The organism is Thermostichus sp. OS-CIW-30 (genome assembly GCF_054060215.1).
Genome location: NZ_JBSSCZ010000044.1, coordinates 1 through 11,631, shown reverse-complemented (window position 1 = coordinate 11,631; position 11,631 = coordinate 1). Strand labels below are relative to the sequence as shown.

Here is an 11,631-nt window from a genome sequence, read left to right as displayed (position 1 = left end):
TGTGTTTTGGTTGACCCAGTTCAACGCCTGCACAAAGGCATCCATTGTCGCATCCAACTTTGCGGCTTGCGACGGGGACACCTTGAGCTTGCAGGGGACGGTCAGGACTTGGGTCATGGTTCTATCATAACTTCCGCATTCCTCCCGACACTGACCCTACAGGTACAGTGCGGGGCTCCTGCGATTTCTAGCTGAGAACAGCGTTAGGGGCGGATGGCAAACTCCACAGTGCCCCAGAATCGGCGGTAGAAGTGCTGAGCCCTGGAGCTCGCAATATTGGCCAAGATAAGCAAACTAAGCTCAAGCTTTACAGTCGGCTTGGGCTACAGGAGTATTGAGTGGTGGACTGGCAACAGCAACAAATAGAGCTGCACTCCGCGGGCGCGAATGTCGCTTTTTCTTCCCCAGCCTGATGCTGGAATGGCTATGGGCCAACAACAGGGCTCTGCCCCCATCTGGGGCTTGCGTTAAAGACTAGGATAGGAGACTACGGCGGGGCTTGGCTTCGCTCCAGGCACATCCATCCAGAGCAATCCGCTCTACCTCCGAGGCCAGCCTCAATGCTTTCAGGGCCTGTTCCCCACCCACAGAAGGTTGGTTGCCCCCCCGCACGCAATTGATGAAGTGCTCCAGTTCGGCATGCAGCTTGTCGATATTGTCGGTGTGGACTTTCTCAATCAAACAATCCCGCTGGTAGGGCATTTGGCCGTAGTCGCTGGTGCTGCTGACGGATCCCTGGCGGTACACCGAGATCTCATTGTGTAGAAAATCTGCTTCTACCAAGGCATTCTTGCAGTGGACGGCAATTTTGCGCACCTTGCGGTGGGTGACCTTGCTGGCAGTGAGGGTGGCGATGGCACCGTTGGCAAAAGTGAGAGTAGCCGTGACGTAGTCCAGGTAGCCCAGCTTGGAGATGCGGTTGCCGCTGGCGGTAATCTGGGTCACGGGAGATGGGATCAGCTCCAGCAATAGGTCGATGTCGTGGATCATCAAGTCGAATACCACCGACACATCGCTGGCGCGGTCGGAATAGGGGCTGAGACGGTGAGCCTCGAAAGCCAGAGGTTCTTCACTTTGCAAGACTTGGCCCAGCTTTTGGAAAACAGGGCTGAAGCGCTCGATGTGCCCCACCTGCAAAATACAATTGCAATCGGCAGCTCGGTTCACCAGCGATTCTGCTTCGCTGATGCTGGCAGCGATGGGCTTTTCGATCAGCACATGTACCCCGGCCTCCAGGCAGGCCATACCCACCTCGTGGTGCAGAACCGTCGGCACGGCAATGGCCACGGCAGCTACATGGGGCAGCAGATCGCGGTAGTCCTCATAGAAATGAACGCGGTGGCGGCTGGCCACATCCAATCCCCGTTCCACGTTGATATCCGCTACCCCCACGACCCGCACATCCTTCATCAGGCTGAAAACGCGGGTGTGGTGCTGGCCCATGTTGCCTACCCCGATCACCCCAACCGGGACAGCTTGCTCTGGGTAAGCCAGTGGACGGCGGGGAGAGTTGGCAGAACTCGGGCAAGATCGGGCCATGACGTTTCCACTACCTCCACCACAAGGGTTTCGCGAACCTCGCTCCATCTTTCGGTAACGGAGCGCCGCATTTCACGAAACAAACTTCACAAAGCTTACCATGCCTCCCTTAGATCCAGTTCAAGCCGGGGATGGGCGGCAGGTGCAGCGGGGGCTGTTGGCAGGATTGGGGGCTGAAACAGAACAGCGGCACCGGGCTAGAGCGAAACCACATGCGGGCGTAGAATCCGCTTGGACTGAGGGGCAGGCCAAGCCAAACGGGGAAAAAGAAGACAAAGGACGCCAAAACCAAGGCCACCGCCGTGATGCTCGCCCCGCGCCAAAAGCGGCGATAGCTCTGCCAGCCCAGCAGCACCAACCAAGCCAGGGCTAGGGTGCTAAACGCCAGAGCGCTCATGTAGTGGTAGATAAAAACGCAGCGGCTGACCCTAAACCAAGGCAGGTAATTGGCCGCATAGCCGATCAAAATGAAGGCTTCGAGACCGTGAAAGTGGCGGATCCCTCGCCAGACAAGCACCAAGATGGATCCCGTCCCCAGCCACCACAGCCAAGGATTGCCCACGCCATGAACAGCTTGCCAGAGGTTGCCCTGACTGCTGAAGTAGTAGGCCACGGGGCGGCCCAGAATTGGCCAGGACCAAGCTCCTGCCGAGGCCAAGGGGGTGGTCAGCCAAGGACGCAAAGCCGGGAACCAAGCCACCAGGGATCGCAAGCTGGTGGAGCAGTAGGGGTGAACAAGGGTCTCTTCGTTCACCACCAGGTGGGCTGCCATGTGGCCGCCGTAGATGGATTGGTTGATGAGCATCAGGGATCGGAAATAATTCTGGATGCCCGTCCAGCTCCAATCCAGAGTTAGTCCCTGTTGGGGATTCAGCTGCAGGTGCGGGATCCACTGAATGGCATAAAAGGCCAGCGGAGCGAGGACGAAGCAGAACGCATAGTGCCACCAGCGCAGATGACGAATCTGGCTCAAAATGCCCAACCGTGGGATCCACTGCGGGCGCAGCCAGACCACCCCCCAGACGAGGATCCCCAACAGAGCAAACATGAAGGTAAACCAGAGGCCATTCCACTTCACCGAAGCTGCCGCCCCCAACAGGATCCCGGAGCAAGCAAAGTGAGCAGCCCGTCGCCAACCTTGGCCTTCTAGACCTCTCAGCAACAGAATGGTCGCTGCCAGCCCAAAGGCTACCAGATACACGTTGATCAGGCCAAAGCGGGATTCCACCAGAAACACCCCATCGGTCAGCAGCAAAACCCCGCTCAACAGAGCAAAGCCCACGTGGTAGGTGAGGCGGTAGGCTAAACCGGTCAGCAACAGAGGGATCAGGGATCCGCAAAAAGCAGTGGCGAAGCGGAATCCCCACTCGTTGCGGCCAAACACCTGAATGCTAAGGGCAATGAAGTACTTGCCCAAGGGGGGATGCACATCGTAAAAAGGCTTGCCATCCAGGTAGTTCTGGGCAAACTCCGGGAAGTACACCTCATCGAACACAGGTGCCGGGAACTCGTCCAGCCGCCACAGGCGCAACCCCAGACCCACCAGAAAGATCCCCAGCGCTCCCCATACCAGCCACTGTCGGGATCCCACAGCACTGTGCGGGGATCCGAGGATGGGCACAGCTAGCAGCAAGCTGCCCTGAGACCGCTCCGGCCCGGGGTCAATGGGGGTTGGCTCTCCAGTCATGGATAGGGCACTCTCAACACTCCGGCGAGGATCCCCAGGGATCCCCAGTGTTACTTTAGCCGACCGTGAAAGTCTAAGCGATTCCAAAGCAAACCACTGCTAGACTGTAGAATTGAATACAAAGTTGGCCAACTTCTGGCCAGTACCCTGTCTGCGCTGGCGCTCCTGAGAGCGGGCGTTTGACGTTCGGTCATCTCAGTGGGGAGGAGACACCGTGGCGACTGGTGGATATGCGTTGGTGGACAGCCTGCACCGGCATGGGGTGCAACACATCTTTGGCTATCCGGGGGGAGCCATCCTCCCCATCTACGACGAGCTGTACAAAGCTGAGTCTCAGGGCCTTCTCAAACATTACCTGGTACGCCACGAACAAGCGGCTGCCCACGCCGCCGACGGATATGCTCGCGCCACCGGCAAGGTGGGGGTGTGTTTTGCTACCTCTGGCCCAGGGGCGACCAACCTGGTGACGGGCATCGCCAACGCCATGATGGACTCTGTACCCATGGTGGTCATCACTGGGCAGGTACCTCGCCATCTGATTGGCACCGACGGCTTCCAGGAGACGGACATCTTTGGCATCACCCTGCCCATTGTGAAGCACTCCTACGTGGTACGGGATCCGCGCCAAATGTCTCGGATCGTGGCAGAGGCTTTTCACATTGCCGGGACAGGGCGGCCCGGGCCGGTGCTGATCGACATCCCCAAAGATGTGGGCCTGGAAGAGTTTGACTATCAACCCGTCAGCGAGATCAACATCCCCGGCTACAAGCCCACCGTGCGTGGCAACCCACGGCAAATCCACACAGCGGCCAAGCTGATCCTGAAGGCCAAGCGGCCCTTGCTGTATGTGGGAGGTGGGGCGATCATCTCCGGTGCCCACGCCGAAATTGCCGAGCTGGCCCACACCTATCGGATCCCGGTGACCACCACCCTCATGGGCAAAGGGGCTTTCGATGAGAACGATCCCCTGTCGGTGGGGATGCTGGGCATGCACGGCACGGCCTATGCCAACTTCGCCGTCACCGAGTGCGACCTGCTCATTGCGGTGGGGGCCCGCTTTGACGATCGCGTGACCGGCAAGCTAGATGAATTTGCCAAGCACGCCAAAGTCATTCACATCGACATCGACCCAGCCGAGGTGGGCAAAAACCGTGCGCCGGATGTGCCGATTGTAGGGGATGTGCGCACCGTTCTGGTGGAGATGTTGGCCCAACTGAGCAAAATGCCCTCTACTCCAGGCCTAACTCAGGCCTGGCTGGATCGGATCGAGCGCTGGAAGCGGGACTATCCCCTGCAGGTGCCCAGCTACGAAGGCGTGATTGCCCCCCAACAGGTGATCGATGCCTTTCGTCGTCATGCTCCCCACGCCTACTACACCACCGATGTTGGCCAGCATCAGATGTGGGCGGCGCAGTTTCTGCGCAACGGGCCGCGCCAATGGATCTCCAGTTCTGGGCTGGGCACCATGGGCTACGGGTTCCCCGCGGCGATGGGAGTCAAGGTAGCCCTGCCTCACGAAGAAGTCATCTGCATCAGTGGCGATGCCAGCTTCCAGATGAACATGCAAGAGCTGGGCACAGTGGCTCAGTACGGCATTGCCACCAAAGTGGCCATCATCAACAACGGCTGGCAGGGCATGGTGCGGCAGTGGCAGCAGGCCTTCCACGGCGAGCGCTACTCCCACTCGGATATGTCTCCCGGAATGCCGGATTTTGTTAAGCTAGCCGAGGCTTTTGGGGTGAAAGGGATCCGCGTCGATCACCCCGATCAACTGGAAGATGCCATCCAGGAGATCCTCAAGCACGAGGGGCCGGTAGTGGCCGACTTTGTGGTCAAGCGGGACGAAAACTGCTACCCGATGGTGCCTGCCGGCAAAGCTAACTATCAGATGATCGGGCTGCCGGAGAAGCGGCAACTGGAACAAGCCGCCGAGCTGATCTACTGCCCCAATTGCGGCACCAAAAACCCCACCCTGCACAAGTTTTGCGCCGAGTGCGGCACCAAGCTCTAGAATCGGTGGCCTGGCCATTCGGCTGGGGAAGGCGGGCCCCAGCAGCAGGGAGTCTTCGGGGATATCGGGGCTACTGAACAAGCCAGATTAAAACGCTCCCTGAGCGCTCTGCGAGGCCAACACGAGCGACTCCTGCCCCTTTCCCAAAAGGAGAGGAAGGTTGGGATCAGCGCAACGAACGGAGGATCCCTCCTGCCCTGGGGTAGTTCGATCCCCTCAAGGAGGGTAGCCGGAAACTTCTGCCTCTGGTGTCTCTGGCGGTCGGAAGCAGGCACCCTCCAGACCTGCCCAACCGGCTTAGAGGGGTCGGTAAACCCGGTAGTTGATATTGGGGAAGATGTTGTCCATGTATTCCACCTTGGCCAGCCACTGCTCCTCTTCAGGGGTGGCTTTTTCTCGCCGAAACTGACCCTCTTTGATCTTCTCGTAGAGGTGGTTGAAGCGCAGCAGATGGGACTTGGTGCGGCGCACTGCATAGGGAACCATCGTCCCTGTGCGCATGATAAAAGCCCAGTCAGACGATTGAGCCAGTAGCAATTCTCGCGCCGCCTGGTTCAAGGCCCGCCATTCTAGGTCATCGGCAGGCTCGCGACGGCTCAGCTCGATCATCCGCTCGGTGGCCTTGTGCAGGTGGGGGTAGATCCAGGCGTTGGTGGGGTTGAGCCAGTACTCGTGGAAGCCGCGCGCCCCCCAACTGGACTGGGCAGGTTTGCACACCTGCTGGGTGGGGTTCTCCCGCAGGTACTCCGCCAGGTGAGTCATGCGGTAGGTGTTTTGGTCGAAGTAGCTCTTGCGGATGAGAAAATCCAAAAACCAAGGGCCCTCGTACCACCAGTGGCCGAACAACTCCGCATCGTAGGGGGCCACCACCAGCGGCGGGCGGCCCATGACGCTGTACAAATATTCGATTTGCCGCTGGCGGTTGAACATAAAGTTGCCCGCATGCTCTGCCGCTTTCTCCCGCGCCCAATAGGGGTCGTAAAGCTGCTTTTGCCCCAGGTCCAGGTTGCGCCCGGTGATGCGGTGGTACTTGATGCCGGTGTTTTTCCGCTGGCCGTTGGGCATGATGTAAGGCTTGATGTACTCGTAGTCGGCCTCATACCCTAGGTCTTTGTAGAACTCGCGGTAAACCGGATCCCCTGGATAGCCCACCTCTGCCGACCACACCTGCTGCGAAGACTCGTGATCCCGCCCGAAAACGGCGACGCCGGTCTCGGTAAAAATAGGGGCGTACATGCCGTAACGAGGCCGGGGCTTGGCGTAGAGAAGACCATGGGCGTCGGTGATCATGTAGCGCAGGCCGGCATCGGCAATCATCCGCTCCAGCCCTTGGTAGTAGGCGCATTCCGGCAGCCAGATCCCCCGCGGCCACTGGCCAAAGTGTTCGTTGTAGTGCTCACAAGCTACAATCAACTGCGCCCAGACTGCCTGCGGGTACATCTGCATCAAGGGCAGGTAGCCGTGGGTAGCCCCACAGGTGATGATCTCCAGGTTGCCGCTGTCTTGAAACTGTCGAAAGGCCCGCACCAGATCCCGGTCGTAGCGCTCCCAGAGATCCCGCACCATGGCAAACTGCTTGATGTAGTGCTCCGCCAGGTAGCGAATGTGGCCGTTGGTGGCGTTTTTGTCGTACTCCAGCTGGGCCAGCTCTTCCAATTTGGTTAGGTAGTGGTCGTAGCGCTCCTGCAGCAAGGGATCCCGCAGCATCGACACCAAGGGCGGCGTCAGGGACATGGTGAAACGAAAGTCGATGCCATCTCGCTGTAGCCCCTCGAACATGTGCAGCAGCGGCACATAGGTCTCCGTGATGGCTTCGTAGAGCCATTCTTCCTCCAGCACAAAGTCTTGCTCAGGGTGGCGCACAAACGGCAGGTGCGCGTGGAGTACCAAGGCGAGATAACCCATGGCAGCCGGGGATCCTTACAGACAGGGAAAGATAACGGAGCAGACTTACCCTTCTCAGCAGCAAATCTGTAGAGAAGGTTAAGCCCAAGATTGCTACCTATCGTCCAGCATTTCGTCCTTGGGGTCAAGAGCTGGGATCGCTGGGGATCGCTGTTGGGCTCAGCGGTGACGAATGAAGTCGTAGATCTCCAGATACTCCTTGCCAGGATAGTTCCAGGAGTAGTCGTAGCTCATGCCTTGAATCTGCAGTTGACGGAACTGGTCAGGAGCGGTGTACCAAAGGTCGATGGCCCGATCCAGAGCCGACTCCAAAGCAGCTGGATCTGTGTGATAAAAGACGTAACCATTGCGTTGTTCGGGCAATTTGTGGGGATCGTAGTCGCGGTCGAAGACAGTATCCACCAGGCCACCCACTCCTCTCACCACCGGAACTGTGCCATACTTCAAGCCAATCATCTGAGTGAGTCCACAGGGTTCGTAGTGGCTGGGCACTACGATGATGTCTGCCCCCGCATAGATAAGGTGGGAAAGTTCTTCGTTAAAGCCCAACTCAATGTGAACATCGGGGTTGTCGTTGAGGTAGCTTTTCTCGTGGGCAAACCAAGCGCCGATCCCTCGCTCCGTAGCGGATCCCAGCAGAACAAATTGGGCATTTTTGAACAGGGAGCGGTAGATGGCATGATGCACCAAATGCACGCCCTTTTGCTCGTCCAATCGCCCGATATAGGCCACGATAGGCTTGTCAACATCCTGCAGTAGCAGCCGATCCCGCAGAGCTTTTTTGTTTTTAGCTTTATTTTCCAGCGTTTGAGCAGTGTAGCGCACGGGGATAAAGCGGTCGATCTCCGGGTTCCAAATGTCGTAATCGATGCCGTTCAAAACGCCGCGAAACTTGTGCCGGTGCAAGTAGAGGGTATGGCCAAGTCCATAGCCGTAGTCGCCAAATTGCACCTCCAGCGCGTGATTGGGAGAGACCGTAGTGACAAAGTTGGAAAAAACAATTCCCCCCTTCATAAAGTTGAGAGAAAAGGGGTTGAAGTTATCGCGCAAACGGTCGTAGTGGAAGTAGTAGGGTTCGCGGTTGAGGCCGGTAGCCCAAAGAATCTCTGGGCCGCCAAAGCCTTGGTGTTTGAAGTTGTGAATGGTGTAGCACACCCGCTGGTTTCCCATGCCGTGGTACTTGTAGATCTCAAACAGCAGCACCGGTACCAACCCTGTCTGCCAGTCGTGGCAATGGATGATGTCGGGGCGCTTGTTGCTTTGTAGGAGAAACTCTAGAGCCGCCTTGCTGAAAAAAGCAAAACGCATGTTGTCATCCGGGCAGCCGTAATAACACCCGCGATTGAAGAAGTTATCGCCCGAGTGGGGCTCAATAAAAAAGCAAAGGCGGCCATGCACCCAGCCGCAGTACACCGAGCAGTGAATGGCTCCCCCGTACCAGGGCACCCAGAGATCGCGATAGGCGTCGTGCAAGCCCCAGATCTGGTCGTAGCGCATCGTGTCGTACTTGGGCAAAACCAGCTCGACACAGTGCCCCCGCACTTCCAGCTCCCGGCTGAGGCCGTACACCACATCCCCCAGTCCCCCCGCCTTGATGACCGGGGCACATTCAGACGCAATCTGCACGATGTACATTTCGAGACCTCCCGTAGCACCGCCTTAGCTTTCTTTACAAACGATAATCTTTTTGGCCTCGACAGAACATCCCTCCCAATGGCAAGGGATCCCTGCACTGGGGAACAACCTCTGGGCCGACCGGGTTCGAGCCCCAGCTGCGCCGTTTGCCGGGGAACCTGATCTACGGGAGCAGCCCTCTGGGCAATTATGGGCATTTCGATTCAAACTAGAAACGTTGAATGCACGGGGCCAGAAGGCTTTTCAAGGACTCCGTCCCGCTGGCGCGATCAGTAGCCCAGGCCTCTCACCCTAACCTGAAACGCGACTATGAACGGCTGATCCCGCTGGGGCGGTACCGTTCTTCGAGCCAAGTGCGCAGCTCATCTTCCGGGAAGGCGGCAGCCAAGGTGCCCGTTCTGGGATCGTGGGCATGCCAAAGAACATGGCCGGATGGATCCTGGCTTTACGGTAACTGCAGCCGGCTGCACCTCCCCTCGTCTCTTGCGAGCAGGCTTACTCTCTCCGGCTAGGGGTAGCCAGGGATCCTTCAAGGTCACGCGAACTCAATACCACTGCTGAGCGTAAAGGCGCTGCACCAAATAAAACACGAATAGGTTGACATCCACGCGCCGCTCGTCGATCATAAAAGACTCGATGGTGCTGGCCGGGGATCCTTCGGTGGTACAGCGGAAGAACTTGCGGCCATTCAAGGATCCCTCAGCAAACAGCACGCTGAACTGCTTCTTGCCTCCTGCAAACGCGCCGACCAGCGTCTTGCCTTCTAGGCGCAGCTCCAGATCGTTGACCCCGCGCTTTTGAAAAGCCGCAATGGCCGCCGGGATCACCTCTTCCGTGATCTGTTGCTCGAAGGGCTTTTCTTCCTTAGCAACTTTTTTCGCAGCGGCTTTGGGGGAATCCTCAGCAGCAGGCTTGGCAGCTTCAGCGGGTTTCTCGGCAGCAGCGGCCTCGGGGGTGGGTTCTCCAGACATGGGGAAACGCTCCGACAATCAGATGGGTAAAAGCCTTAGATGCAGAACAATCAAAAACTCTGTCCAGAACCGGCAAAGAGCTAGCCCTTGGGGATGTATTGGCCGACAATTTCTTCAGCAGGGATCTGGGGAAAGCCCATGCTGAAGTTGGGGGCACGCCCCTGCAGGTTGTAGGCAATCTCCCCTTGCTTGAGCAGGGAGCGGATGAAATGTTCCAGGTCAGACCCAATGCGGCGGATATTGTACTCGGTCAAGTCTCGCCCCCGGTATTCTTCCACCAACTCTTCGAAACGGGCATAGACCTTTTGCAGGGCAGCATCAGTCCAGACCAGCTCGTTGTCCGGATCCACATCGAGGGTAAACAGGTCGTCGCGGGGCACGAAGTTGTTGTCTGCAGTAACTTCACCGGCAAAAATGTGGACGTGGCGAGTGGTGCATTTCAGCATTGCGATGGCTCCGCTCCGGATCTAACCTGATAAACAGCGTATCACTACCTAGCGCTTGTGGGGGATCCGCTATTTGCCCTCGGCTTACTTCGGCCCAAGCTTTTTCTATGCCCGCTGCTATTCCCCTACTGGAGCGCCTGCACATTGAGGTGAGCAAGTTCCCACAGCGGCCTATCGCGACAGCGTTGCGGTTCCTCTGCCCATAGCAACAACGTGACTTTCTTTCGTGATTTCTTCTAAGGGGCTCAAGCCTTGGGAGGGAGTTCCAAGGCCAGCGGCCCCAGCAAGCCCTTGCGGTAGTCGTTGAGAACTTGCCGTGCCGCCCGCTGGGGATCCCCTTGATACCGCCGCTCGGCCAACTCCTGCACTGCAGCACCACCGGGAGGGATCGGATCCGGCCAACCGTAGCGCTTTTGCAAGAGAGATCCGGCTTGGGGCTGCACCCTCAGCACTTGATCCAAAAAGTGGGCCGCCACCCGTTCGGGATCGTAGGCCGCTTCGCCGATGTCATCGCAGATGGCCAATAGAGAGGCCGCCTGTTGATCCGGCAGAGAGGGCGGTATGATGCCCGGCGAGTCCAACAGATCCAACTCTCCCCCCAGCCGCACCCACCGCAGTTGCCGCGTCACCCCAGGACGTGCTGCGCTCTCAGCTGCCCGCCGCCCCAACAGTCGATTCAGCAAAGCAGATTTGCCCACATTGGGAAAGCCCACCACCACCGCCCGAACGGCCCGCGGTCGCATGCCCCGCTGTTGACGCCGCGTGTTGACCGATTGCCCCAAGTGCAAGACCGCCTGCTTGAGGCGATTCACCCCTTCTCCTGAGCGGCCATTGGTGGGATAGACAGGGATCCCTTGCCGTAAAAAATACTCCTGCCAAGCTTTCAGATCCCCAGCCTCAATGCAGTCCGCCCTGTTCAGAGCCAGGAGGCGAGGTTTTTCCCCCAGCCACCGGCCCAGCTCAGGATGACGACTGGCCAACGGGATCCGCGCATCCAACACCTCGATGACTGCATCCACCCGCTGCAACTCTTCCCGCAACTGGCCAATTGCCTTGGCAATATGGCCGGGATACCACTGGATGGCCGGAGAACTCATGCCGCCAGAACCCTAGAAGTGGACAGCAGAAATCAACAGTGGGATCCAATCTAGCCCGATTCCCCAAAAGAGGCTCGACCTGCCGGCTGAAGTAGCCAATAATACAACGTGAGTGCCGCTGGGATCCCTTTCCTGGGCAACCTAATGTTTAACCAACGGGGGTGCGGGGGCAACAAGCCCCGCGCTCTACCCGCAGGGTTAGCGTCGGGATACATGGATCCCTGCATGCTATACCATTATCTTTTTAGGTTGTGTTGATCTTTCATTTGAGCCAAAAGAGAGCACTGACGAGATAGAGAAAACTCAAGAAGTTCCTGGCCAATTTGTCAAAACGAGAACA

At 58.1% G+C, this 11,631-nt stretch carries 7 protein-coding genes and 2 pseudogenes; 1 reads left to right on the top strand and 8 read right to left on the bottom strand.

From position 1 onward, the window contains the following. The 3 genes and pseudogenes from ACVWZF_RS13940 to ACVWZF_RS13930 form a co-directional block, all read right to left on the bottom strand. A pseudogene (locus ACVWZF_RS13940) lies at nt 1-117 on the bottom strand (RNA-guided endonuclease TnpB family protein); the annotation flags it as partial. 357 nt (nt 118-474) lie between these two features. Continuing rightward, complete coding sequence (locus ACVWZF_RS13935; RefSeq protein WP_457411706.1) at nt 475-1,539, bottom strand: Gfo/Idh/MocA family oxidoreductase; 1,065 nt, start codon at nt 1,537-1,539, stop codon at nt 475-477. 109 nt (nt 1,540-1,648) lie between these two features. Further along, nucleotides 1,649-3,226 carry a phospholipid carrier-dependent glycosyltransferase gene (locus ACVWZF_RS13930; RefSeq protein ID WP_457411703.1) on the bottom strand — a complete coding sequence of 526 codons (1,578 nt, stop codon included), beginning with the start codon at nt 3,224-3,226 and terminating at the stop codon, nt 1,649-1,651. A gap of 211 nt (nt 3,227-3,437) precedes the next feature. Between ACVWZF_RS13930 and ilvB the strand changes: the two are divergent. Next, nucleotides 3,438-5,237, top strand: a pseudogene (ilvB, locus tag ACVWZF_RS13925) (biosynthetic-type acetolactate synthase large subunit); the annotation flags it as partial. Nucleotides 5,238-5,534: 297 nt separating this feature from the next. Here the strand turns inward: ilvB and ACVWZF_RS13920 are convergent. From ACVWZF_RS13920 to ylqF, 5 genes are all read right to left on the bottom strand, one after another. After that, on the bottom strand, nt 5,535-7,142 hold the full coding sequence (locus ACVWZF_RS13920) for a glycoside hydrolase family 57 protein (protein WP_011432292.1): 1,608 nt from the start codon (nt 7,140-7,142) through the stop codon (nt 5,535-5,537). Nucleotides 7,143-7,301: 159 nt separating this feature from the next. Further along, complete coding sequence (gene glgA / locus ACVWZF_RS13915; RefSeq protein ID WP_457411701.1) at nt 7,302-8,777, bottom strand: glycogen synthase GlgA; 1,476 nt, start codon at nt 8,775-8,777, stop codon at nt 7,302-7,304. A 545-nt stretch (nt 8,778-9,322) separates the two neighbouring features. Then, nucleotides 9,323-9,748, bottom strand: coding sequence for a DUF2996 domain-containing protein (locus ACVWZF_RS13910; protein WP_414330231.1), 426 nt, complete (start codon nt 9,746-9,748; stop codon nt 9,323-9,325). A gap of 80 nt (nt 9,749-9,828) precedes the next feature. Next, entirely contained in the window at nt 9,829-10,194 is a 366-nt protein-coding gene (locus ACVWZF_RS13905; RefSeq protein WP_011432289.1) for an NAD(P)H-quinone oxidoreductase subunit M, read from the bottom strand. A gap of 245 nt (nt 10,195-10,439) precedes the next feature. Further along, a complete protein-coding gene (gene ylqF / locus ACVWZF_RS13900; protein WP_011432287.1) occupies nt 10,440-11,291 on the bottom strand; it encodes a ribosome biogenesis GTPase YlqF in 852 nt (283 codons plus the stop codon). Nucleotides 11,292-11,631: the final 340 nt, after the last annotated feature.

Coding starts and splice junctions, on each gene's coding strand:
- ACVWZF_RS13935 (WP_457411706.1), bottom strand. CDS start 1,539: ATGGCCCGATCTTGCCCGAGTTCTGCCAACTCTCCCCGCCGTCCACTG.
- ACVWZF_RS13930 (WP_457411703.1), bottom strand. CDS start 3,226: ATGACTGGAGAGCCAACCCCCATTGACCCCGGGCCGGAGCGGTCTCAG.
- ACVWZF_RS13920 (WP_011432292.1), bottom strand. CDS start 7,142: ATGGGTTATCTCGCCTTGGTACTCCACGCGCACCTGCCGTTTGTGCGC.
- glgA (WP_457411701.1), bottom strand. CDS start 8,777: ATGTACATCGTGCAGATTGCGTCTGAATGTGCCCCGGTCATCAAGGCG.
- ACVWZF_RS13910 (WP_414330231.1), bottom strand. CDS start 9,748: ATGTCTGGAGAACCCACCCCCGAGGCCGCTGCTGCCGAGAAACCCGCT.
- ACVWZF_RS13905 (WP_011432289.1), bottom strand. CDS start 10,194: ATGCTGAAATGCACCACTCGCCACGTCCACATTTTTGCCGGTGAAGTT.
- ylqF (WP_011432287.1), bottom strand. CDS start 11,291: ATGAGTTCTCCGGCCATCCAGTGGTATCCCGGCCATATTGCCAAGGCA.